The sequence below is a fragment of the Aquimixticola soesokkakensis genome, from assembly GCF_900172375.1.
GTDB lineage: Bacteria > Pseudomonadota > Alphaproteobacteria > Rhodobacterales > Rhodobacteraceae > Aquimixticola > Aquimixticola soesokkakensis.
This window is the reverse complement of the sequence record NZ_FWFS01000009.1, coordinates 145,782-169,354: the sequence shown is the minus strand read 5'-3', so window position 1 is coordinate 169,354 and position 23,573 is coordinate 145,782. Positions and strand designations below refer to the sequence as shown.

Below are 23,573 nucleotides of genomic sequence, written 5' to 3'. Positions count from 1 at the left end.
TTATGTGCCTTCCGAAGAGAAGGTATCGCGCGCGCTACCGGTGCGCGACTGGCGCTCGGGGCCGGAATAGGAGCCGGTTTGATCGCGCGCATCCGCCGATCCGGCTTGGGGGTCCGAGCGGCGCAAGGCGCGCGACAACAGCCCCGCCGCAAGGATCACCGCCCCCCAGACCACGAAGACATGCACATAGGCCCAGGCGGTTGTGACACCTCCCGTTGCGCCGCCGCCCGTGCCTGAGACCTTTTCTGCGACCTCTCCTGCGCGCTCTCCTGCGCCCTGCCAGATCAGCGGCACAAAGAACAGCCCCCCCGCAACCACCGGCAGCAGGCGTGCCGCATCAATCAAGCGGCGGCGGCGATAGCTGCGGCGCGCCAAAAAGACAGGCGCGGGTGCCGGGGCGTTTTGCGCAACATTCGATGGCACGGTCCCGCTCTCGGTCACAGGCGCCCCGTCACGGGCTAACTCGGGGCGCATCCGAGGGGCGCAATGCGCGCAATGCGGCCACGATGTCGGCGTTGGAAAAGGGCTTGGTCATAAAGGCGGTCGCGCCTGCGGCCTGCGCCAGATCGCGGTCGCGTTGCTGCCCGCGCGCCGTCAACATTAAAACCGGCACCGATGAGCCCTGCGCGCGCAGATCGCGCAAAATCTCGAACCCCGAGCGATTGGGCAGCATGACATCCAGCACGATCACCTGGGGTGCTTTATCCGCGATGGCGCGCAAGGCCGTTGCGCCATCGGCATGCGTGTCCACCAGCCAGCCGTCGCGCGACAAGACAAACCGCAGCGCCTCGGTGATATTCGGCTCGTCCTCGATCAGTAAAACCCGCATCCCGCTCTCCCTGCGCGTCCACGCCTCCCCGCGCGTCCCGCCCTTTATCACCCCTCGTTCCGGTCCTGTCAAAGATGTCGCAGCGCGCGTCACAGCGGCCCCGAAATCACCGATGGCTCGCGGCGCGCGGCGCAGTCTGCTTTGGGACACAGCCGGCAGGTCGTTCCCACCTCGAGCACCTCGTCGCGACGGGGCTGCGCAGGGTCAGCGGGCAACAGATCCTCGGGCACCAAAAGCATGACGGCCTCCCAGACGGTGGCACGGTTGAACCCCTGCACCCCCTGCGGCGCGCAGATGGCAAAGGCGACAAACCGCCGCTCGCCCTGCCCGGCCAAGGCCACCCGCTGGCGCAGCGGCTGCATGGGGCGCTGCAACGCCCCGTAGAGCGGCCAGAGCGGACAGGTGGGACCAAAGCGCGGCGGCGCGAACCCCTCGATCCCCTTGCGCCGCAAAACGGTCCCCGAACCGTCGCAACTGACAAAGCCCAACGGCTGCGCAAGCGGACCTTGATCCGTTGCAGGCACAGCCGCCAACCGGCGCAGCCCCTGCGCAAGGGAGGTGCCAAAGGCCGCGCAGATCTGTGCCGGATCAAGCCCGTCTCGCGGCAGATGCGCGGCAATCTGCGCGCTGAGCGGCGCAAGGGGCATGGCTTGGGCGTCAGACAGATATTGCGCCGCAACCGCGCGCAGCAGGCTTTGCGCCGCGCCACCGAGCGCCCGCACATCCTCACGCGCCATCACCGTTTCCAGCGGCGCGCCCGCCGGATCGGCCCCCTCCAGTTCGGCCAGATGATAGTCGCGCGCAGCCAGCCAGCCTTCCAGCTCGTCCAGCGGTGTCGAGAGGGCCACCGCCTCTTTGCCCTCGCTATCAAGATAGGACACCAGCGCCTGCGCCCCCTGCGCAAGCCTTTGACTATCCTCGTAAATATTGCGGTGAAAGCGCAGCTGCCAGTCACGCTCGATCTCGCCGCCATTGGCCAGAATTCCGGCGGTGGCGCGCACCGCCGTGACCATCGACAGCACCTCGTGCAGCGCCTGCGACAGATAGGGATCATGGGCCAGACGATCCGTCAGCGCCGCCACATTGCGTTCAAGCGCCGTGATGCGCAGGCGCTGCGCGGCGATCAGATCCGCCCAACCGGGAAAGCGCCCTGCGAAATCTTCAAGCCGGTCCAGTTCCGGCGCGCTGCCCGCAATATCGCGCGCCTGCGCGCCTCCGGCCTCGCGCAGCGCATCAATGACCGCTGTCTGCGCGCCTTCGGTCAGGGTGGCGACATCGACATGCAATCCGCGCGCCAGCGCGACCAACAGCTTGCCGCCAATCTTGCGCCGGTTGTGTTCGATCAGGTTGAGATAGGCAGGTGAAATGCCGACCTGCTGGGCCAGAGCCGCCTGCTTGATCCCCGCCAGCAACCGCCGTTCGCGGATTCGGGTGCCTGTCAGGGCTGAACGCGCCATCAATGCCTCCTTTGTGGCTGCCTTTACACCTTATCCGGAGTTATTCAGCCGAAATTTACACAAAAACGCAAGCATTCAGGGAATTTGCCCGATAATTTTCAACGCGCCCGAGGGGCCGACACCTGTCACCACGCGCCGCAGGACTGGGACCGCGTTAACCATGTTTTCAGCTCTTTGGCGCTAGAATACCCCATGGACATCGACCGCGACCCCGAAGATTCCGAGTGGCAGCAATTTTGTGATCACAATCTTGCCGCCCTGCCCCAGCGCAGCCTCTACGCCCAGGCCTGTGCGGCCGTGGGCCGTCCGATGACGCGCCTTGCCCTGCGGGAAGCCGGTGACATCGTTGCCGGTGCGCAGTTTTTAACCCGCACCCTATTGGGGGTGCCTGTCTGGCTTACCTCGCGCGGCCCGCTCTCGGGCAACGCCCCCCTGTCCCAGACCTGCGCGGCCCTGTCGTGCGCGACGCCGCGCCTGACCCTCATGACCCCACAAGACGCAGGGGGCGCGCCCCGCCGCCGCCTCTCCCTTGCGGGACCGCAGGTCGCGACGCTGGACCTGCGCGGCGGGCCCGAAGCGATCCGCGCAAGGATGCATCAAAAGTGGCGCAATCGCCTGGTAAAATCCGAAACCGCGCGCGTGACGCCCGCCCGCCTCAACGCAACCCCCGAAAGCCTCGCCCCGCTGCTGCGCGCCGAAAAGGCCCAGCAAAAGGCGCGCAACTACCGCGCCCTTCCGGCCGAATTCACCCTCGCGCTGCATCACGCCGATGCCCGCGCCCTCTGGCTTTACGAGGCGGCGGGAGGGCAAATGTTGTTTTTGAAACATGGAAACACGGCGACCTACTGGATCGGTCATGCGCCCGACGCCGCGCGCCGCGCCAATGCCCATAACGCCATTCTGTGGCGCGCGGCTTGTGATCTGGCGGCGGCGGGTGTTGTCCAGATCGACCTTGGCCGCGTGGACCCGCGCGCGGCGGGGCTTTTGCGCTTCAAACGCGAAAGCGGCGCGCGCCTGCAGAGCCTCGGGCGCAGCCGCCTGTTGTAAAAAAGCGCGCCCCGAGGAGCGCGCTTTCAGCCTCAAATCATCCAGCCTTTATTGCAGGGCCGCGTCGGTGATTTCCAACGTATAAGCCCCTTCGGGTTCCATTGTGATCACAGGGTCCGAACCGCCGCCCATCAAGGTCGCAACCGTGCGTTCGTAATCCGCAACGTCCAGCGCGCCGTTCGAGCCTGCGGTCAGTTTCGCCACTTCGCCCATCATGCGTTTTTGATGCTCTTCGGTCTGTGCGCCGGTTTCGTCGTAGTCGAGCACGATCATCGCGGCCTCGTCAGGGTTTTCCTCGGCCCATTTCCAACCCGCCATGGAGGCTTTCACAAAGCGCACCATCTTATCTTTGAATTCAGGATCTTCCAGGTTCTCTTCCAGAACGTAAAGACCGTCCTCCAGCGTTGCGACGCCTTCGTCCTCATATTTGAAGGTCACCAGATCGTCCTCGGAAATGCCCGCGTCGATCACCTGCCAATATTCGTTGTAGGTCATGGTCGAAATGCACGCGGCCTGCTTTTGCAGCAGCGGATCGACGTTGAAGCCCTGCTTGAGCACGGTCACACCGCCCTCGGACCCATCGGTGGCGATGCCAAGTTTGCTCATCCATGACAGGAAGGGGTATTCATTGCCAAAGAACCACACACCCAGCGTGTGATCGGGGAAATCCTCGGGGCTTTCCACACCGCTTTCTTTCAGACAGGTCAGCATCATGCCCGACGCCTTATAGGGCTGGGCAATATTGACCACCGGTGCCCCCTGTTCGCGCGCGGCCAGCGCCGAGGGCATCCAGTCAACCATCACATCCGCGCCGCCGCCCAAAAGCACCTGTACCGGCGCCACATCGGGACCACCGGGCAGGATGGTGACGTCAAGATCCTCGGCCTCGTACAGGCCCTTTTCCAGCGCGACATAATAGCCTGCAAATTGCGCCTGCGTGACCCATTTGAGCTGAAGATTGACCTCATCGGCGGCAAATGCGCCCCCTGCCATCATCGCGAGACCCGCGACCGAACCCAATACCGTTTTCATATCCAAACAACCTCCAAGTTGTGCAAAATAAACGGGTTTTCCCGTCTTTTATGGTCGCTTCGCGCTTATCCGCGTTGCGAAGGGTGCCAAAAGGTCACCCCTTTCTCGATCAGCGACACCGCCCCGTAAAAAACCGAGCCGGCGATAGCCGCCACCGTGATCTCCGCCCAGACCATATCAAGTCCAAGCCGCCCCACCTCCGTCGAGATGCGAAATCCCATCCCGCGGGTGGGAGAGCCGAAAAATTCCGCAACAATCGCCCCGATAAGCGCCAGCGTTGTCGCAATTTTCAGCCCGTTGAAAACAAAGGGCATCGCCGCCGGCAGGCGCAGTTTGACCAGCCCCTGCCAATAGCTTGCCGCATAGGTGTGCATCAGGTCGCGCTGCATGGCGGTTGTCGCTTGCAAGCCTGCAACCGTGTTCACCAGCACCGGAAAGAACACCATCACCACCACGACCGCCGCCTTGGAATGCCAATCGAACCCGAACCACATCACAAGGATCGGCGCGATGCCGACAATCGGCAGGGCCGCAACGAAATTGCCCACCGGCAACAGCCCCGCCTGCAAAAATGGCGAGCGGTCGATCAACACCGCCGTCACGAACGCCGCCCCGCAGCCCAGAACATAGCCCGACAGCGCGCCCTTGAGCATGGTTTGCACAAAGTCGATCCAAAGCGTCGGGGTCTCGGCGGCAAAGCGCTGCGCGATGGCCGAGGGCGCGGGCAGGATCACCGAGGACACGCCGAACAGACGCACCACCATTTCCCACAGCAACACCAGCGTCAGACCAAAGATTACCGGCACGGCAAGGCGAATGGCACGGATGTGGTGCCCGCGCGCCGCAAGCCGTGCGTTCAGTGCCCAAAGCCCGCCCCAAACCGCCAGCACGACCAGAAGTTTCAACAGGCTCATTGCGCCATCCCCATCCGTTTCAACACGCCCCGCTCGATCAGACCAACGATGACGACAAGCGCCGCCGCCAGCGCCGCCGCCGCAAAGAGTGCCGACCAGATCTGCACCGTCTGCCCGTAGTAGGAGCCGCTCAACAGGCGCGCGCCAAGACCGCGCGTGGCCCCTGCGGGCAATTCGGCCACAATCGTGCCGACCAAAGCGGCGGCAATCGCCACTTTCAGGGAGGCAAACAGATAGGGCATCGAACTGGGCAGGCGCAGCCGCCAGAAGGTCTGGCTGTTGGTGGCCGACCAGGTGCGCATCTGGTCAAGCTGCATCGCATCGGGCGCGCGCAGGCCTTTGACCATCCCCACCACCACCGGAAAGAACGACAGATAGGCGGAAATGATGGCTTTGGGCAGCAGACCGGAAATGCCGATGGAATTGAGCACCACGATGATCATCGGCGCGATGGCGAGGATCGGGATGGTCTGGCTTGCAATCGCCCAGGGCATCACCGACATATCCATGGCGCGGCTGTGCACGATCCCCACCGCCAGGGCGATCCCCGCCAAGGTCCCGATCCCGAAACCCGCCAAAGTGGCCGACAGCGTGATCCAGCCGTGATAGACAAGGCTGCGTTTCGAGGTCGGCTTGATCGCAAGAACACTGTCATAGAGCCCCTGCGCCACTTGATGGGGCGCGGGCAGAACGGGGCGATCCTGCGACCAGGTATCGACCACCAGTTCGCCAAACCCAAGCGTGGTCTCGGCGCGCGCCGCCTGATCGCGGGCCCATTGCGCATTCATACCCACGGCGGCGGCGTACCAGATCAGCACCAGCGCCACAATCACGGTCAAAACCGGCACAACTTTCGTCATGCGTCATGCCCTTCACGCAGGCCCTCGCGCACGCGGTGCGCCAGCGCGATAAATTCGGGACTTTCGCGAATATCAAGCGGGCGTTCGCGCGGCAGCGTGCTTTCGATCACCTCGGCAATGCGACCCGGGCGCGGGCTCATCACCACGATTTTCGTCGACAGATAGACCGCCTCGGGAATGGAATGGGTGACAAAGCCGATGGTCTTTTGGGTGCGCGCCCAAAGCGCCAGAAGCTGCTCGTTCAAATGGTCGCGCACGATCTCGTCAAGCGCCCCGAAGGGCTCGTCCATCAGCAAGATATCGGCATCAAAGGCCAGCGCGCGCGCAATCGAGGCGCGCTGCTGCATCCCCCCCGACAGCTGCCAGGGAAATTTCTTGCCAAAGCTGTCAAGCTCCACCAGCCCCAGCACCTTTTCCACCCGCTTTTCCTGATCGGCCTTGGAATAGCCCATGATTTCCAGCGGCAACTTGATGTTGCCCGCAATCGTGCGCCACGGATAAAGCCCGGCGGCCTGAAAGACATAGCCATAGCTGCGCGCCTTGCGGGCCTCGTCGGGCGTCAGGCCATTGACTGTCAGCGTCCCGCCCGTGGGCACTTCCAATCCCGCGATGCAGCGCAAAAACGTCGTCTTGCCGCACCCCGAAGGGCCGATAAAGCTGACGAATTCCCCCCGCTCGATGCCCAGATCGACATCCTTGAGCGCCTGTACCGGCCCGTCGTTGGTTTCAAAGGTCAGGCAAACGCCTTTGGCATTGATGACAGGAGTCTTCACCTCAAACCCCGCTTGCGGGAATGCCGCTGCGCACAACGGGACGCGGCGCGGTAAGGTCTTTCCATTTCGACAGGGCCGTGTTGACGGTGCCGTTCGGGTCGCGCGCCACAAATTGCCCATGCCCTTCTTGGGCCTGAAGCCTGCCCTGATCGACGGCCACAAAACCGCGCGTCAACACGTATTTGGGAAGCCCCTTAACCTCGATTCCCTCGAAGACGTTGTAATCAATGGCAGAAACCTGCGTATCTGCGGCGATGGTTTTCGTGGCCTCGGGGTCCCAAACCACCAAATCCGCATCCGCGCCAACCAGAACCGCCCCCTTTTGCGGATAGCAGTTCAACACTTTGGCAATATTGGTCGAGGTCACGGCGACAAATTCGTTCATCGTGATGCGGCCGGTGTTCACCCCCTTGCTCCAGAGCACCGGCAACCGGTCCTCAAGCCCGCCGGTGCCATTGGGGATCTTGGTAAAATCGCCAATCCCGTAGCGCTTTTGCTCGGTGGTAAAGGCACAGTGATCGGTCGCCACACAGGACAGCGTCCCGCTGGCAAGCCCCGCCCAGAGGCTGTCTTGGTGCTTTTTGTCGCGAAACGGCGGGCTCATCACACGCCGCGCGGCATGGTCCCAATCGGGATGGGCATATTCGCTTTCATCCAGAACGAGGTGCTGGATCAGCGGCTCGCCCCACACCCGCTTGCCGTTCATTTTTGCGCGCCGGATCGCCTCATGGCTTTCCTCGCAGGAGGTATGCACCACGTAAAGCGGCGCACCGGCCATATCGGCAATCATGATGGCGCGGTTGGTCGCCTCACCCTCCACCTGCGCGGGCCGCGAATAGGCATGGGCCTCGGGACCGGTATTGCCCTCGGCCAGCAATTTGGCCGACATTTCCGCCACAAGATCGCCGTTCTCGGCATGCACAAGCGGCGTCGCCCCCAGCTCCGCGCAGCGCTTGAACGAGGAAAACATCTCGTCGTCATTGACCATCAAAGAGCCCTTGTAGGCCATGAAGTGCTTGAACGTGTTGATCCCGCGCTCGGTCACGGCTTTCATCTCGTCGAACACCTGCTCGTCCCACCATGTGATCGCCATGTGGAACGAATAGTCACAGGCGGCCTGCGCGGATTTATTGTCCCAAACCTTCAGCGCATCGAGCAGGCTCTGGCCCGGATTGGGCAGCGCGAAATCCACCACCATCGTGGTGCCCCCCGCCAGCGCCGCCTTGGTGCCAGAGGCAAAATCATCGCTGGAATAGGTGCCCATAAACGGCATCTCGAGATGGGTGTGCGGATCAATCCCGCCGGGCATGATGTAGCACCCTGCCGCATCAATCACCTCGTCGCCCGAAAGATCCGGCCCGATCGCGCAAATCTTGCCCTCCTCGATCAGCACATCGGCCTTATAGGTCAGATCGGCCGTGACAATCGTGCCGTTTTTGATGACTTTTCTCATATTCCGTCTCCCGTGTTGGTTGCGGCCACATCTGCGGTGGCCTGCATCTTCTTTCGGATAAAAATACCCAAATTCCGCAATCAGCCGACCACTTGCGCCGTTTCCAGCACCGCGTGCAGCAACACATCCGTCCCCGCCGCAGCCCAGTCAGGGCTGATCTCTTCGGCCTCATTGTGGCTCAGACCGTCCACGCAGGGGCACATGATCATCGCCGTCGGCGCGACGCGGTTGATCCAGCAGGCATCGTGGCCCGCGCCCGAAATGATATCCATATGGCTGTAGCCCAAGGTCTCGGCGGCGCTGCGCACCGCGCTGACACAGGTGTCGTCAAAAGTGACCGGATCGAAATGCCCCGAGGGTTCAATGCTCAACCCCAAACCCAGATCTTGTGCAATTTCAGCCGCCTGCTCTTCAAAGGCCACACGCATGGCGGTCAGTTTTTCCAGATCGGGCGAGCGGAAATCAACGGTGAACACGACCTTGCCGGGGATCACGTTGCGCGAATTGGGATAGACATCGCAATGCCCCACTGCCCCCACCGCATCGGGTTGCTGGGCCATGGCGATCCGGTGCACGGCTTCGGTCATCCGCGCCATGCCAAGCCCTGCATTCACCCGCATATCCATCGGGGTCGAACCGGTATGGGCGTCCTTGCCGGTCACCGTAACTTCCAGCCACCACAGGCCCTGCCCGTGGGTGACCACGCCGATATCGCGCCCTTCGGCTTCCAGAATCGGCCCCTGTTCGATGTGCAGCTCGAACATCGCGTGCATCTTGCGCGCGCCCACTTGTTCATCTCCGACCCAGCCGATCCGCTGCAATTCGTCGCCAAAGCTTTTGCCCTCGGCGTCCAGGCGGCTATAGGCCCAGTCCTGCGTGTGTAGTCCGGCGAACACGCCCGAGGACAGCATGGCCGGCGCAAACCGTGTGCCCTCCTCATTGGTCCAATTCGTCAAAACAATCGGATGTTTTGTTTTGACATCAAGGTCTTGCAAGGTGCGCATCACCTCAAGCCCGCCCAAAACGCCAAGCACACCGTCGTATTTTCCACCCGTGGGCTGCGTGTCGAGATGGCTGCCCATATATACCGGCAAGGCGTCGGGATCGGTGCCCGCGCGGGTGGCAAACATATTGCCCATCGTATCCACACCCATGGTGCAGCCCGCCGCTTCGCACCATGTCTGAAACAGCGCGCGCCCCTCGGCGTCCGCATCGGTCAGGGTCTGACGGTTGTTGCCCCCCGCCACACCGGGGCCGACTTTGGCCATCTCCATCAGCGCATCCCACAGCCGGTCCTTGTTGATCTTGAGGTTCTCGCCAGCAGCCGCCATAGCCTGTCCTTTTTGTATCGCGGCATCCCCTGCCGTCTTGCGCATCGCCCCCAAGCGCTCCGCGCAAAGCGGCGCTCAGGTTTGACCAATTGGTCAGGAACACGCTAACAAGCAATCATCTCAGGTCAACAAGGGGGAACTGCCTCAATTCTTGGCAAAGCCGGTTTTTCAGCATTTTTTGACGCTTCCCCTGTTGATGCGACGCATTTTTAGGCAATCATAGGGGAAAACGCCCAATCCTTAAGGACGACACAGACAAATGCCCCTGCCCACTCCCCGCACGCGGATTCAGAAAAAGAATATCCAGACCATCATGGATGCTGCCTTGGGTGTCTTTTCACAAAACGGGTTTCGCGGGGCGACATTGGACCAGATCGCCAGCGAGGCAGGCCTCTCCAAGCCGAATCTGTTGTATTATTTCCCCTCCAAAGTCGCCATTCACCGCGCGCTGATTGCCGAGCTGATGACAACCTGGCTCGATCCGCTGCGCGAGATGGATGCCCAAGGCGACCCCATCGAGGAAATTCTGGCCTATGTGCTGCGCAAACTGGAAATGGCGCGCGAATTTCCCCGCGAAAGCCGCCTGTTTGCCAATGAAATCGTGCAGGGCGCGCCCAATATCATGGACCAGATCGAAGGCGAGCTGAAAACCCTTGTCGATGAAAAGGCAAAAGTCATTACCGCTTGGATTTCACAAGGAAAATTGGCCCCCGTTGACCCCTATCATCTGATCTTTTCCATCTGGGCCACCACCCAGCATTACGCCGATTTCGACGCCCAGATCCAAGGAATTCTGCCCGACAAAGGCACCGCGCGTTTTGAAGAGGCCGCAACATTCCTCAACCATATGTATCGCGCCATGCTGCGCCCGCAGATCGCCTCCGCCGCGCATTAACCACGCTTTCGATTGCCCCTCTCTCTTAAGACAGTCTTTACCCTATACTCGTTAGGATGAACGTGGGGGCTCCTTTGGGGAAAGGAGCAAGGCGATGTTGGACGTACTCAGTCAGTCTGCACTTGGTCAAACAACGAATAGCTTCCGCCAGCCTGTAGAGGCGGCCAAACTTGCCATCGCAGCCGTCAGCGGCGCACAGGGCAGCGGCGGTGCCGGCACCTCCGCGCGCCACGGGGAAAGCGGCGGTCAACACAACGGCAGTGATCTGACCGGCCAGCGCGTCGCGGCCAAACACACGCTGCGCGCAGGCAGCGCGACGACAAATAGCACCGCGCTCACGCCGCTTGGCCAGACGCCGCTTGGCCAGACGCCGCGCGCCCTGACGCCGCGCGGTGGCACTGTCGGCCTTGACGGTGAAACGGCCACGCTGTCCACCATGGCCAAGGCCATCGCGCCCCCAGAACGCTTCGATCCCGACATGTTAACAGGCCCGACACCGGCCTTTCAGGCCTCGATCCTCGAGGTGGAAAGCGACCTGCGCAACGTTCTGGCGCGCATCGAATCCGAACGTGCAATCCAGGCCGACAGCGCCGCCATTGCCACCAAGGACGCGGCCAAAGCCACAGCCGAGGCGCAGGCTCTGGACAGGGAAGCCAGCAGGCTGCAGGCCAGCGCGACCGCCGCCCAGTCGGCAACCACGACAGGGCTCACGACGCCAACTGCGTCGGGGACCACACAGCCCCCCCGCGCACAAGGCGAGACGGCACCCGTGGACGCCCCTGCCCCTACCAGCACCGCCCCCGCTATGCCCGCGCAAGTGCCGCAGGCCTCGCAGCAACAGGCCGCACCGCAGGACGGCTAAAACAATATTTCACATCCAATCACATCGGCGACAGAATCCGCCGCTCCCTGCCCGTTCACGCCAGTTCCAAGGTCACTTGGCGGGTTTTCATGGCCTCAAGCCTGCCCTATAAGCAGGTCAGCCAGAAAAAATAGCCCGCATAGACGGGCGGCAGGAACGGTCGAGGACCCTTATGTCAAAACAGAACAACGAATCCGACGTCGCCTTCATTCAGGCGCTTGCAGAATTGCTTAAAGCCAACGATCTGACCGAACTCGAGGTCATGCGCGAATACGGCGAAGACGACAGCCTCAACGTGCGCGTCAGCCGCTTGCAGCCGCAAGCCGCCGCCCCCGTTCACTACGCCGCAGCCCCCGCGCCGGCACAGGCGGCCCCTGCAGCCGCCCCTGCTGCTCCGCTCGCAGCCGCCGCGCCCGCAGATCCCGCCGAAGACCCCAATGCGGTGACCTCGCCCATGGTTGGCACGGCCTATCTTGCGGCAGAACCCGGCGCAGCCGCCTTCATCAAAATCGGCGATACGGTGACCAAGGGCCAGACCCTGCTGATCATCGAGGCGATGAAAACGATGAACCAGATTCCCTCCCCCACCTCCGGCACGGTCAAGCGCATCCTCGTGGATGATGGCACCCCTGTGGAATTCGGCGCTCCGCTCGTCGTGATCGAGTGAGGCCCGCAATGTTCGACAAGATCCTGATCGCCAACCGTGGCGAAATCGCGTTGCGCGTCATCCGCGCCTGTCGCGAAATGGGCATCCAGTCGGTTGCGGTCCATTCCACCGCCGATGCCGATGCGATGCATGTGCGCATGGCCGATGAAGCTGTGTGCATCGGGCCTGCGTCCTCGGCGCAGTCCTATCTGTCCTTTCCCGCGATCATCGCGGCCTGTGAAATCACCGGCGCGCAGGCGATCCATCCGGGCTACGGGTTCCTCTCGGAAAACGCGGCCTTCGTGCAGATCATCGAAGACCACGGGCTGACCTTTATCGGCCCCTCCGCCGAGCACATCCGCCAGATGGGCGATAAAATCACCGCCAAACTGACCGCCGAAGCGCTGGGAATCCCTTGTGTGCCCGGATCGGCTGGCGGCGTGCCCGATTTCGAATCCGCCCAGAAAGCGGCCGAAGAAATGGGCTATCCGGTCATCATCAAAGCCACCGCCGGTGGTGGCGGGCGCGGCATGAAAGTCGCCCAGAATGCCAAAGAGCTGGAAACGGCTTTTCGCACCGCGCGCTCGGAAGCCAAATCCGCTTTCGGCAACGACGAGGTCTATATGGAGAAATATCTCCAGCGGCCCCGCCACATAGAAGTGCAGGTCTTTGGCGATGGCAAAGGCGGCGGCGTCCATCTGGGCGAACGCGACTGTTCGCTGCAGCGGCGTCACCAGAAGGTCTTCGAAGAGGCCCCCGGCCCCGCGATTAGCCCGCAGGAACGCAAGCGTATCGGCGACATTTGCGCCAATGCCATTGCCAAAATGGGCTATTCCGGCGCGGGCACGATCGAATTCCTCTATGAGGACGGCGAGTTCTATTTCATCGAAATGAACACCCGCCTGCAGGTCGAACACCCCGTGACGGAAGCCATTTTCGGCCAGGACCTTGTGCGCGAACAGATCCGTGTGGCGGCTGGCCTTGGCCTGTCCTTCACCCAAGAGGATCTGGTGATCAACGGTCACGCCATCGAGGTGCGGATCAACGCGGAAAAACTGCCCAATTTCTCGCCCTGCCCGGGTAAGATCACGCAGTATCACGCGCCCGGCGGTCTCGGCGTGCGGATGGATAGCGCGCTTTATGCCGGCTATTCGATCCCGCCCTATTACGACAGCCTGATCGGCAAGCTGATCGTGCACGGGCGCGACCGCGACGAGGCGCTCGCACGGCTCAACCGTGCGCTTGGCGAGTTGATCATCGACGGGATCGACACGACAATCCCGCTGCATCACGCGCTGCTGGGCGAAAAAGACATCCAGAGCGGGGATTACAACATCCACTGGCTGGAAAAATGGCTTGAACGCACTTTCGCCTGACGCAAGCCCCTATCACGACCGACAAGACCGCTGCCCTCTTGCAGCGGTCTTTTTCTTTGCGTACCCCTGAAGCTATGGACCCGATCACACCTGCGCTTTTGCCCGCCATTACCCCCGAGCTGCTGCTGAATGCCTATGCCAGCGGCGTGTTTCCCATGGCCGAAAGCGAAGAGGAATCCGAAATCTTCTGGGTTGATCCCCGCCAGCGCGGGGTGTTCGATCTCGACAGGTTCCATATCTCGCGCAGCCTTGCCAAGACCTTGAAATCACAGCGCTTTGACATCCGGATCAACCATGACTTTGCAGCAACCCTGCGCGGCTGCGCGGATCGTGCGCAAACCTGGATCAATGCGGAAATCTTTGAGCTCTACAGCGCGCTGCACGAGATGGGCTATGCGCATTCCATCGAAGTCTGGCGTGAAAACCGTTTGGTGGGCGGGACTTACGGCGTCGCCCTGCAAGGCGCCTGGTTTGGCGAAAGCATGTTCTCGCGCGAAACCGATGCCTCGAAAGTCGCGCTCGCCTATACGGTCGCCCATCTGCGCGCGGGGGGATTTACGCTGTTTGACACGCAGTTCCTGACACCCCATCTTGCGTCGCTCGGCGCCATCGAAATAAGCCGGGCCACCTATCGCAAACAGCTTGGCGTAGCACTTGGCGTTACAGCGGATTTCGCGCCAAGGCCCCCGTCACTTTACGAGGTTTTGCAGCTCAGAACCCAGACGTCGTACCGCGGGTGATCCATCGCGTTCAGCGCGGGCGCCGAGGCGATCATCCAGCCGTCAAAAGCCGCTGTCTCCATGCCCTGTGCTTCGATGTGCAGATAGGCGTAGGCGTTGCCCGCGGGGTTGCCTTCGGGATAGCGGCACTGATCGAGCGTGACGGCGAGCCGCCCGAAATCCACGGTACCCCCCGCGCTGACATCGAGGTCGCTGACCCGTCCGGTCAGCTTGTCGAGCGCCCGAAGACGCGCCCCAGCGGCCCGGGCAACTTTGTCTTGGGTCTCGGTCGTGATGCCTTCAAGGTCGCTCATCGCGCCCCCCTGGGGCAGACGCTGTAATTCCTCAAGCGTCAGCGCGCCTTCGGTATCTTCCAGACTGCCGACCGACGTGTCAAAGCCGCCGGGGTTGCCGTTGAACGGCGCGAGGGTGCCCGTGTCCTGCGCCTGCGCGGCGGTGCTCAGCACACAGGCAAGCCCGAGGGCGCAAAGGGGGTTCACAAATCTCATTGGCCCGTTCCCGTGACATATTTGAGCAGCAGATTCATCAAGCTGACAGCCCCTTGGGTATCAACGATTTCAGCGCCCGCTTCGAGGTCGAAGACCCCGCCGCCTGGCAGCAATTCGACAAAATTTCCACCCAACAGCCCTTCGGAGGCAATAATCGCCGCCGTATCATCCGCAAGGACAACCGCGCGGTCCAGCGTCAGCGTCGTTTGCGCGCGAAACGTGGCAGGATCAAGCGTGAGATCGCTGACGGTGCCTACCCGCACTCCGGCGATGCGCACATCCGAGCCGACAGACACGCCATCCGCAGAGCGAAACGAGGCGGTGATGGTGTAGCTGTCACCGCCCGGACCCCGCCATCCACCGATCTGCCCCGCATAGGCCAAAAACCCGGCCGCCAGCAGCAAAACACCCGTGCCGACAATGACTTCAGTGGTATTTTCGGACATGGAACACCCCTTTTGCCGGGCCAGTGTCCCCTGACTGCGGCCTCTACGCTTGCGGTGTTTACTCGGGCTGCCAGGCTTCGTAATCGGCGCGCGGCGCGGGTTGATCGCGCCGGATCGACCCCGCGGGCGCATAGGCAAGCGGCGTGCCGGTCAGGTTCTCGTGGTGGGGCTTTTCCCATGTTTTATGCACAAGTGGCGTCGTGGCGGGCGCGTCATCAAAGGTGTGATGCAGCCAGCCGTGCCAATCGGGCGAGACGCGGGTTGCTTCGCTTTCGCCGTTGTAAATCACCCAGCGCTTCTTGCCATCCTTGGAGGTGTAGAACACGTTGCCCTCTACATCTTCACCGACTTTGACGCCGTTGCGTGCGGTGAATAGCTGGGTGCCGATGCTTTGACCGTTGTACCAGGTCAAGGCGCGCAAAACCGTGTTGAGAATGCTCATCGAGTGCCTCCGAATGTCGTCGTTTCCCGTATGACCCAAAGCCGCGCCAAGGTCCAGAGGGATGCGTGAACAAGGCGCGTGACGAGCGGGTTTTCGACCTTGCCACCGCGCCGACCTGTGAGCGGCCTGATCGGGTATTTGGGTCCGAAAGAAGCCAGAGCGCAGGCGCTTTGCCCCTTTTGAAAGAAAAGATGCGCCCCGCGGGGCGCATCTTTATCACTGTGTTCAGCCTGCTGTCGCTTCTTCCTTGTCGTCAGCGTAGATCATCAGCGGCTTGGCCGCGGCGGTCACCGCCTCGTCGTTCACAACGACTTCGACAACCGTGTCCTGACCGGGCAATTCGAACATCGTGTCGAGCAGGATATCCTCAAGGATCGAGCGCAGGCCGCGCGCACCAGTTTTACGTTCGATTGCACGTTTGGCAATCGAGGTCAGCGCATCCTCGGTGAAGGTCAACTGGGTTTGTTCAAGCTCGAACAGGCGTTGGTATTGTTTGACCAGCGCGTTTTTGGGCTGGGTCAGGATGGTGACAAGCGCGTCCTCATCGAGGTCTTCCAGCGTTGCGAGCACCGGCAAACGCCCGACAAATTCGGGGATAAGGCCGAATTTCAGCAGATCTTCGGGTTCGAGCTGTTGGAACAATTCGCCCACGCCCTGCTGTTCGTTGTCTTTCACATCCGCGCCAAAGCCCATGGCCGAGCCTTTGTTGCGCTGTGCGATAATCCGGTCGAGGCCCGCAAAGGCACCGCCGCAGATGAACAGGATGTTGGTGGTGTCGACTTGCAGGAATTCCTGTTGGGGATGCTTGCGCCCGCCCTGGGGCGGCACGGAGGCCACGGTGCCCTCCATGATTTTGAGCAGGGCTTGCTGGACACCTTCCCCCGACACGTCGCGGGTGATCGAAGGGTTGTCGGATTTGCGGGTAATCTTGTCGACTTCGTCGATATAGACGATGCCGCGCTGCGCACGTTCCACGTTATATTCCGAGGCTTGCAGCAGTTTGAGGATGATGTTTTCGACATCCTCCCCCACATAGCCCGCTTCAGTGAGTGTGGTCGCGTCCGCCATGGTGAAGGGCACGTCAAGAATGCGCGCAAGGGTCTGCGCGAGCAGGGTCTTGCCGCAACCGGTCGGGCCGATCAGCAGAATGTTGGATTTCGCCAGTTCGATATCACCGCCCGATTTCTGGGCGTGATTGAGCCGTTTGTAGTGGTTGTGAACCGCAACCGAGAGCACGCGTTTGGCTTTCGCCTGACCGATCACATAGTCGTCGAGGACCTTGCAGATATCGAGCGGGGTCGGCACACCTTCGGCGGCCTTGAGACCGTTTGTCTTGGTCTCCTCGCGGATGATATCCATGCAGAGTTCGACGCATTCATCACAGATGAATACGGTCGGCCCGGCGATCAGCTTGCGGACCTCATGCTGACTTTTACCGCAGAAAGAGCAGTAAAGCGTGTTTTTGCTATCGCCACTTGATGAGTTCGCCATCGTCTTCCCCTGGAGCGTTGCTCCGCATATTGCGCGCGGCGGTCCTGCCGCGCTTCGTCACCTAAGGGCCGCAAAAGCGGCATCCTCCCCGCATTGCCTTCCCTGCACGACCGCCCCCGGATCGGAGCAATCAGCAGGCCGGCACGCTGCAAGGCACCAGCGCCCTAACTGGCCATGCGCCAAACTGTAGGACAGCCCCCCAGCAGGTACAACGCCAAAATTGCCACCGCCCGCTTGCGTCGGGGCGGGCGGTGGCGGGTTGTTTTTCCCCTGCCTTAACCGGCGTCGGGGACGGCGCGCTGTTCGACGATTTCGTCGATCAGACCGAAGTCTTTTGCATCCTGGGGCGACATGAAGTTGTCACGTTCCAAGGCGTTCACGATTTCCTCAAGCGGGCGGCCGGTGTGTTTTTCGTAGATCTGGTTCAAGCGGTCCTTGAGCTTTTGGGTCTCTTGCGCGTGGATCATGATGTCGGTTGCCTGCCCCTGATAGCCGCCGGAGGGCTGGTGGACCATGACGCGCGAGTTGGGCAGCGAGAAGCGCATGCCTTTTTCACCTGCGGTCAGCAGCAAGGAGCCCATCGAGGCCGCCTGCCCCATCACCAGCGTCGACACTTTAGGACGGATGTATTGCATCGTGTCGTAGATCGACAGGCCACTGGTCACGACACCGCCGGGCGAGTTGATGTACATGGAAATTTCCTTGGAGGGGTTTTCCGCCTCAAGGAACAAAAGCTGCGCGCAGATCAGCGAGGACATGCCATCGTGCACGGGGCCGTTCAGGAAAATGATCCGCTCTTTGAGGAGCCGCGAGAAAATGTCGAACGCCCGCTCGCCACGGCTGGTCTGTTCGACCACCATCGGCACAAGGGTGTTCATATAGGTGTCCATCGGGTCTTTCATATCGTGTGCCGCCTCAAGCTGTACGTTTCAAAGGTTTGCGCCAAGTTTGCCCCTGTCCCGCCTTGGGGGCGAGGGCGCGCGTTTGGGCCTTCCATGAGTCTTAGTAAGCGGCGTGACTCCCTGCAAGACGTGGGCATGTATTTTCAATTTTATCTATCTCTGGTTAAGGCCGTCTAAACAGCAGTCAAAATGACACAAACGGCACCAAAATCGGCAAAATCCGCGCCCCTAAGCCCCCAAACACCCTCAAAACCGGTGATTTCGCGACCATCTGCGTGTCAGGCTAACGGCAAAACCTATGCGAAAGATTAAAAAACGGCGGCGGAAGATTTTTTCTTCCCCCACCGCCAAGCGCCGTCCGGTGCGCATTTCCCCCGGTTGAAACGGGGGGCTTTGGCCGGTGCCGCCTCAATCGAAGGCATCGTCCTCGCGATCGGGAATCCCTGCGTGGGTGCGCAGTCGCGTGACCGCGGCGACCTCGATACGGTCCCCGCGCCAATGCACGAGATCAAGATCGCGCAGCCGTGCCAGGGTCTTGTTGGTGTGCACTAGCGACAGCCCCAAAGCATCCGCCAGATCACGTTGGCGGTAGGGAAAGGGGAAACTGACGCCCCCCTCGCCAAAGGGATGCGTCATCGAGATCGCATCAAGGCGACGATAAAAGCGGTACACGGCCCAGCAGATCGACTCTGCCGCCCCGCGCTGGCCCAGGGTGACCATTTGATCCGTCGCGCGGCGCTCGGACAGCGAAAGCAGGCGGACGAGCGTCGTGGCGCGTTTGGGATTTTCGCACAAATGCGTCAGGAATCCACGCTTGTCGTAGACGCTCAGGCGCAGCTCTGTGGTGGCTTCGGCGGTGCGCGACACCGTATCGAGGAACCCGTCCTCAATCCCGATCACATCGTCAGGCACCAACATGCAGGTCACCTGTCGGCGCCCGTCCGGCAGGTTGACCGATTGCAGCCCCATGCCCGACTGCAGGCGAAACAGACCGCCCTGCCCCACGCCTTCATGCATGAAGGGACGCCCCGGGCGGATGGTCATTTCACCGGTTTTAAAGCGGTCGAGATCGGCAACTTCCGTGTGTCGCATGCGGCACCCTTCTTCGTGTCTTCACGGATGCGCGGGGAAGAGTCCCCGACCAAAAAGCGGCCTTGTTCACTCACGAACCTTTGGCCTCTCCTGCATCCTTTCACAAAGAAAACTGCGTCAAACGACATTTTGTTCCGCACCGATTAGCGCAATGACACCCCTGTGAAGATAGCCTTTCGCCACGCTGAAGGGCGCAAGACCGCGCGCGCGTGGACAGGTCCGGCGCGCGCCTTTTCACGCGGGCCGGATGTGTCGCTTCGGGCGGGGCGAAAGGCCCTTAAGGGCGCGAGACCGCCTTGATTTCGCAAAAATCCTCGATGCCATACACGCCGCCTTCACGGCCCACACCGGAGCGTTTGTAGCCCCCGAACGGCGAGCCGTAGGAAATGTCCGAGCCGTTGATATGCACCATCCCCGCCTTGAGTTGGCGCGCCACCTTCAGGGCATGATCCGCCTCGCCCTGCACATAGGCCGCAAGCCCGTAGGGCGTGTCATTTGCAATCGCGATGGCTTCGGCCTCGTCCTCATAGGCGATCAGGGTCAGCACGGGACCGAAAATTTCCTCGCGCGCGATGGTGGCCTGATTGTCGACATCCGCAAAGACCGTCGGGCGCACGAAATACCCCCGGTTCACGCCCTCGGGCAGGCCAGCGCCCCCCGCCAGAACGCTGGCGCCTTCGGCAATGCCGGTTTCGATCAGCGCCTGGATGCGCCCGTATTGCACATCCGAGACCACGGGTCCGATGTGCTGGCCCGGGGTTTGCGGATTGCCCACTTGCGTGGCGGCGGCGACCCGTCCGGCGATCTCTTTGGCGGCGGCGTAATTCTTGCGGCTCACCAGCATCCGCGTCGGGGCGTTGCAGCTTTGGCCGGTGTTGTTCATCACATGGCGGGTGCCGCACGTCACGGCCTCCTCCAGATCGGCATCATCGAGAATGATGTTGGGGGATTTGCCGCCCAGTTCCAGCGTCACGCGTTTGACCGTATCGGCGGCGTCTTTGGAAACCTGCGTGCCCGCGCGCGTCGAGCCGGTAAAGCTCATCATCGCCACATCTTCATGTCTGGACAGGGCACTCCCCACGGTAGGACCGTCGCCGTTCACAAGGTTGAACACCCCCGCAGGCACCCCCGCCGCATGCAGGATTTCGCCGTACAGCAGCGCGTTGAGCGGGGTCACTTCGGAGGGTTTGAGCACCACGGTGCAACCGGCGGCGATGGCGGGCAGCACCTTGAGCGCAATCTGGTTGATCGGCCAGTTCCACGGCGTGATCAACCCGCAGACCCCGATCGCCTCGTGCAGGATCAGATCGCCCTCGGCGTTGAGCGCCTCGAAGTCCATCCGCTCCAGCGCGCGCACCACGCCGTCAAGATGGCCGATGCCCACTTTGGCCTGCGCATTGCGGCTCAGATCCACGGGCGCGCCGAGTTCGGCGGTGATTGCGGCGACCATATCGTCATACCGCGCCTCATAGGCGCTGCGGATGGCGGCCAGAAGATCGAGGCGCTCGGATTTGGTGGAAAATTGCCAGGTCTGGAACGCGGCGCTGGCGGCGGTGACGGCCGCATCGACATCCGCCGCCGTGCCCATGGCGAGGGTGGCGATTTCTTCTTCGGTCGCGGGATTGATCACGCCGATGGTCTGGCTGCCCTGCGGGGCAACCCAGGCACCGTTGATGTAGAATTTCTGTGTGTTCAGCGGCGGCAGGGAAAGGGGTGCGGACAGGGTGGCGGACATGGGGGGGCTTCTCCAATCAGATTTGCTCCACCTGACCCGAGCGCGCTTGCAAGCGCAAGAGCCATTCCCCTTTGCTCACGCGCTTGTTCGTGCCGCTAGACCAGCCCGAGTTCCCCCATATCCACAATCGCCAGATCCAGGGTTGCCGCCACGGTGCAGGCGTGCAGATCATCCGCATCACGGCCCTCGAAATCCAGCATCGAACAGATCATCGCCACCGGCATCACACCGGCCCGGCGCAACAGGTCCAGCGCACCTTCGGCCTGACCGCCCGTGCCAATTTCACTGACCTGCGGGAAAATATGGCCCGGTGTCACGACCGCTTCGGGACGCGCGGGGGTGACGGCGGCGGCGGCAACCGTTGTCGCGCGCTCGCCCGCAGATATCCCCGTGGTGCAGCCGACGGCTGCCTCGATCGACAGGGTGTAGAGCGGCACCGGACGGCCCACGTTGCGGCGCGGTTGCAAGCTGAGGCCAAGTGCACTGGCGCGGCGCGGCGTGATCGCCATGCCCAGCAAGCCGCGCGCCTCGCGGGCCATGAAATTCACCCAAGTGTCATCCACCGCGCCCGCCGCCTGCACCATCACCGGCCCGCCATCGCGCGCGCCGGTCAAAATCACGGGACGCCCTGCGGCCAAGTCGTTCAAAGCGCGCGTGAGCGCGTCAGACATGATTTTTGCATCCATCATTACCATCGCTCAAATCCTTGTTCTGGCTGGGAATCAGTTCTTCAATTCGTGGAATTTGCGGCCCCAGTAGGCGCTTGCACTGGCCTGATCGTTTTCAACGACCCCCACCACCTCGGCAAAGATCACCTCATGGGTGCCCACAACGGTGCGCTGGCTGACGGTGCAGTCAAAGGACACCACCGCGCCGTCAAGCACCGGCGCGCCGGTCTTGCCTGCGGCCCAGTCGGCCTGCTCGAACCGGCTGGCCATCGGGGTTTTGCCGCCAAACAGCATCGCCAGATCCTGATGGTCCGGCCCCACCGTGTTCACACACAACACATCGTTTTCCAGAAACGCAGGGGCCGCCGAAGACGCGCGGTTGATGCAAACCAGCAGCGTGGGCGGGCTGTCGGTGACCGAACACACCGCAGAGGCGGTAAAGCCTGCGCGCCCCGAAGCGCCGTCGGTGGTCACGATGTTCACCGCCCCTGCAAGACGGGCCATGCCGCCGCGAAACGCCTCTTTGGACACATGCGCCAACAGCTGCGCGGGGGTTTCTTCGATCATCGTTTCACTTTGAGCGCTCATCGCAGTTCCTTTGGTAAAATAGGGCTATCGCCCGTTAACATCAGCTTAGGCAGGCAGGCCGCCGCCTGCGAAGTGAGAAGGCGGCAGCGCGGGCGTGAGGAAAACTCAGCTACCTGCCTCTCTCCCCCTCTGCGCCCCTCAGGTCAGATCATCGCCGGTCTGCTCAAAGAGCGGCGCCGCGAGCCCCGCCACCTTGATGGCTTTGCGATCCCCGTAGCGCCGCGCCACAAAGGAAATCCCCAGCGGCATCCCGTGCGGCCCCGTCAGGCCGGGCGCGGACACCACAGGCACCTGCAACAGCGTCCACATCGAATTGAGCGACGCATCCCCCGTGCTTTCCAGCCCTTCGGGCGCTTCGCCACAAGAGGACGGCGTCATCATCACGTCAAAACCGCCCATAATTTCATCAAAACTGGCGCGACACCGGTCGGCCAGCGCATAGGCCGCGCGCGCGCTTTCGGGGGTGATGCCGCGCGCATTGGACACAAGGTCACGGTATTGCACGCCGATATCGGGCGTATTGCGAACCTCGTTGAGGAAAGCAGAGCGGCCTTCGCGCGCCAGAATCACCCCATGCGCCTCGGCAATGCCGTTGAAAATATCGGGCAATTCGACCTCGATCACCTGCGCGCCTGCGCTCTTGAGCGCCAGCGCTGCCGCATCCATCGCCGCGCGCATCGGCGCTTCGGCCTTCTCCCACATCGGGGTGCGGCAAAAGCCGACCCGCAGCCCCTCAAGGCTTTGGGGCACGTCGCAAGGATCAAGGTCGAACACATCGGCCAGCATGTCGAAATCATTGATATCGCGCGCATAAAGCCCCAGCGTGTCGCAGGTCAGGGAATAGACTTTCAGCCCTTCGCGCGAAATCACGTTCCATGTCGGCTTCCAGCCGAAAATCCCGTTGAACGACGCGGGCCGGATGGTCGACCCGCCGGTCTGCGTGCCCAATCCCACCGCCGCCATGCCACAGGCCACCGCCGCGGCAGAGCCCGAAGACGACCCCCCCGGCGTGCGGGTGAGGTCATGGGGATTGCGGGTCTTGCCGCCGCGCGCGGTCGAGGCGAATTCCGTGGTGACCGCCTTGCCCAGAACGATGGCCCCGGCGGCGCGCAGCGTGTCCACGCAGGCCGCATCCACGCCGGTTTGCACGCCCTTGTAGCGCGCGGTGTTATGGCCTGTGGGCATGTCTTTGGTGGCAATCACGTCCTTGACGGCCAATGTCACCCCCGCCAGCGGACCTTTGACAGCGACACGATCCACGCCCTGCGCCTGGGCCACGACCAGGGCGGGGTCGAGAAATTCGAAGGCCTGCACTTTGGGTTCCCATTCGGCCACCACTTCAAGGCTTTGACGGGCAACTTCGGCGGCGCTGCGCGCCCCCGAGGTCACATCGCGCACGATGGCAGTGGCGGTCAGCGGATCACCCGAAACGGTTGTCTCGACATCAGGGGAATGGGTCATGGCAGGTGTCCTTCTGCGATAGGGTCTGGAATGCGATAGGCTCTG

General features: G+C 62.2%; 25 protein-coding genes. 6 read left to right on the top strand and 19 right to left on the bottom strand.

Annotated elements, in window-relative coordinates; genetic code table 11:
- The 3 genes from AQS8620_RS12610 to AQS8620_RS12600 form a co-directional block, all read right to left on the bottom strand.
- Positions 1 to 423: a hypothetical protein gene (locus AQS8620_RS12610; protein ID WP_234990482.1), complete on the bottom strand. Its 423-nt coding sequence runs from the start codon at positions 421 to 423 to the stop codon at positions 1 to 3.
- Between the two features lie 28 nt (positions 424 to 451).
- Positions 452 to 829 (bottom strand): response regulator transcription factor, encoded by a 378-nt coding sequence (locus tag AQS8620_RS12605; RefSeq protein ID WP_085837257.1) that lies wholly within the window; start codon positions 827 to 829, stop codon positions 452 to 454.
- 89 nt (positions 830 to 918) lie between these two features.
- Positions 919 to 2,286 carry a helix-turn-helix domain-containing protein gene (locus AQS8620_RS12600; RefSeq protein WP_085837256.1) on the bottom strand — a complete coding sequence of 456 codons (1,368 nt, stop codon included), beginning with the start codon at positions 2,284 to 2,286 and terminating at the stop codon, positions 919 to 921.
- Positions 2,287 to 2,478: 192 nt separating this feature from the next.
- Here AQS8620_RS12600 and AQS8620_RS12595 point away from each other — a divergent pair, with 192 nt between their 5' ends.
- Positions 2,479 to 3,333 (top strand): GNAT family N-acetyltransferase, encoded by an 855-nt coding sequence (locus tag AQS8620_RS12595; RefSeq protein WP_085837255.1) that lies wholly within the window; start codon positions 2,479 to 2,481, stop codon positions 3,331 to 3,333.
- Positions 3,334 to 3,381: 48 nt separating this feature from the next.
- Here the strand turns inward: AQS8620_RS12595 and AQS8620_RS12590 are convergent, their stop codons facing one another.
- From AQS8620_RS12590 to AQS8620_RS12565, 6 genes are all read right to left on the bottom strand, one after another.
- Complete coding sequence (locus AQS8620_RS12590) at positions 3,382 to 4,365, bottom strand: ABC transporter substrate-binding protein (protein ID WP_085837254.1); 984 nt, start codon at positions 4,363 to 4,365, stop codon at positions 3,382 to 3,384.
- Between the two features lie 65 nt (positions 4,366 to 4,430).
- Positions 4,431 to 5,279, bottom strand: coding sequence for an ABC transporter permease (locus tag AQS8620_RS12585; RefSeq protein ID WP_085837253.1), 849 nt, complete (start codon positions 5,277 to 5,279; stop codon positions 4,431 to 4,433).
- On the bottom strand, positions 5,276 to 6,139 hold the full coding sequence (locus AQS8620_RS12580; RefSeq protein ID WP_085837252.1) for an ABC transporter permease: 864 nt from the start codon (positions 6,137 to 6,139) through the stop codon (positions 5,276 to 5,278). The genes AQS8620_RS12585 and AQS8620_RS12580 overlap by 4 nt, the downstream gene beginning before the upstream one ends.
- On the bottom strand, positions 6,136 to 6,912 hold the full coding sequence (locus tag AQS8620_RS12575) for an ABC transporter ATP-binding protein (RefSeq protein ID WP_085837251.1): 777 nt from the start codon (positions 6,910 to 6,912) through the stop codon (positions 6,136 to 6,138). Before AQS8620_RS12575 ends, AQS8620_RS12580 begins: the two co-directional genes overlap by 4 nt.
- Before the next feature lies 1 nt (position 6,913).
- Positions 6,914 to 8,365 carry a dihydropyrimidinase gene (gene hydA / locus AQS8620_RS12570; RefSeq protein ID WP_085837250.1) on the bottom strand — a complete coding sequence of 484 codons (1,452 nt, stop codon included), beginning with the start codon at positions 8,363 to 8,365 and terminating at the stop codon, positions 6,914 to 6,916.
- A gap of 80 nt (positions 8,366 to 8,445) precedes the next feature.
- On the bottom strand, positions 8,446 to 9,696 hold the full coding sequence (locus tag AQS8620_RS12565) for a Zn-dependent hydrolase (protein ID WP_085837311.1): 1,251 nt from the start codon (positions 9,694 to 9,696) through the stop codon (positions 8,446 to 8,448).
- A gap of 259 nt (positions 9,697 to 9,955) precedes the next feature.
- Here AQS8620_RS12565 and AQS8620_RS12560 point away from each other — a divergent pair, with 259 nt between their 5' ends.
- The 5 genes from AQS8620_RS12560 (at position 9,956) to aat (ending at position 14,215) form a co-directional block, all read left to right on the top strand.
- Positions 9,956 to 10,591, top strand: a complete 636-nt coding sequence (locus AQS8620_RS12560) for a TetR family transcriptional regulator C-terminal domain-containing protein (protein WP_085837249.1) — start codon at positions 9,956 to 9,958, stop codon at positions 10,589 to 10,591.
- Positions 10,592 to 10,685: 94 nt separating this feature from the next.
- Positions 10,686 to 11,453 carry a hypothetical protein gene (locus tag AQS8620_RS12555; protein ID WP_085837248.1) on the top strand — a complete coding sequence of 256 codons (768 nt, stop codon included), beginning with the start codon at positions 10,686 to 10,688 and terminating at the stop codon, positions 11,451 to 11,453.
- A 172-nt stretch (positions 11,454 to 11,625) separates the two neighbouring features.
- Positions 11,626 to 12,120, top strand: coding sequence for an acetyl-CoA carboxylase biotin carboxyl carrier protein (gene accB, locus AQS8620_RS12550; RefSeq protein ID WP_085837247.1), 495 nt, complete (start codon positions 11,626 to 11,628; stop codon positions 12,118 to 12,120).
- Positions 12,121 to 12,128: 8 nt separating this feature from the next.
- Complete coding sequence (gene accC, locus AQS8620_RS12545; RefSeq protein ID WP_085837246.1) at positions 12,129 to 13,475, top strand: acetyl-CoA carboxylase biotin carboxylase subunit; 1,347 nt, start codon at positions 12,129 to 12,131, stop codon at positions 13,473 to 13,475.
- Between the two features lie 74 nt (positions 13,476 to 13,549).
- Positions 13,550 to 14,215, top strand: coding sequence for a leucyl/phenylalanyl-tRNA--protein transferase (aat, locus tag AQS8620_RS12540; protein ID WP_085837245.1), 666 nt, complete (start codon positions 13,550 to 13,552; stop codon positions 14,213 to 14,215).
- On the opposite strand, the gene AQS8620_RS17235 is transcribed toward aat, so the two are convergent.
- From AQS8620_RS17235 to AQS8620_RS12490, 10 genes are all read right to left on the bottom strand, one after another.
- Positions 14,170 to 14,703: a DUF2155 domain-containing protein gene (locus tag AQS8620_RS17235; RefSeq protein WP_234990481.1), complete on the bottom strand. Its 534-nt coding sequence runs from the start codon at positions 14,701 to 14,703 to the stop codon at positions 14,170 to 14,172. The genes aat and AQS8620_RS17235 overlap by 46 nt on opposite strands.
- On the bottom strand, positions 14,700 to 15,149 hold the full coding sequence (gene mlaD / locus AQS8620_RS12530) for an outer membrane lipid asymmetry maintenance protein MlaD (protein ID WP_085837244.1): 450 nt from the start codon (positions 15,147 to 15,149) through the stop codon (positions 14,700 to 14,702). Before mlaD ends, AQS8620_RS17235 begins: the two co-directional genes overlap by 4 nt.
- Positions 15,150 to 15,207: 58 nt before the next feature.
- Positions 15,208 to 15,591, bottom strand: coding sequence for an NADH:ubiquinone oxidoreductase subunit NDUFA12 (locus AQS8620_RS12525; RefSeq protein WP_085837243.1), 384 nt, complete (start codon positions 15,589 to 15,591; stop codon positions 15,208 to 15,210).
- Between the two features lie 225 nt (positions 15,592 to 15,816).
- Entirely contained in the window at positions 15,817 to 17,082 is a 1,266-nt protein-coding gene (clpX, locus tag AQS8620_RS12520; RefSeq protein ID WP_085837242.1) for an ATP-dependent Clp protease ATP-binding subunit ClpX, read from the bottom strand.
- Positions 17,083 to 17,357: 275 nt separating this feature from the next.
- Complete coding sequence (locus AQS8620_RS12515; protein ID WP_085837241.1) at positions 17,358 to 17,984, bottom strand: ATP-dependent Clp protease proteolytic subunit; 627 nt, start codon at positions 17,982 to 17,984, stop codon at positions 17,358 to 17,360.
- A gap of 408 nt (positions 17,985 to 18,392) precedes the next feature.
- Entirely contained in the window at positions 18,393 to 19,076 is a 684-nt protein-coding gene (locus AQS8620_RS12510) for a Crp/Fnr family transcriptional regulator (protein WP_085837240.1), read from the bottom strand.
- 277 nt (positions 19,077 to 19,353) lie between these two features.
- Entirely contained in the window at positions 19,354 to 20,811 is a 1,458-nt protein-coding gene (locus tag AQS8620_RS12505; protein WP_085837239.1) for an aldehyde dehydrogenase family protein, read from the bottom strand.
- 95 nt (positions 20,812 to 20,906) lie between these two features.
- Complete coding sequence (locus tag AQS8620_RS12500) at positions 20,907 to 21,506, bottom strand: 3,4-dihydroxy-2-butanone-4-phosphate synthase (protein ID WP_085837238.1); 600 nt, start codon at positions 21,504 to 21,506, stop codon at positions 20,907 to 20,909.
- A gap of 27 nt (positions 21,507 to 21,533) precedes the next feature.
- Positions 21,534 to 22,067, bottom strand: a complete 534-nt coding sequence (locus AQS8620_RS12495) for a flavin reductase (RefSeq protein ID WP_234990480.1) — start codon at positions 22,065 to 22,067, stop codon at positions 21,534 to 21,536.
- Between the two features lie 138 nt (positions 22,068 to 22,205).
- On the bottom strand, positions 22,206 to 23,528 hold the full coding sequence (locus AQS8620_RS12490; protein ID WP_085837237.1) for an amidase: 1,323 nt from the start codon (positions 23,526 to 23,528) through the stop codon (positions 22,206 to 22,208).
- Between the last annotated feature and the right edge of the window lie 45 nt (positions 23,529 to 23,573).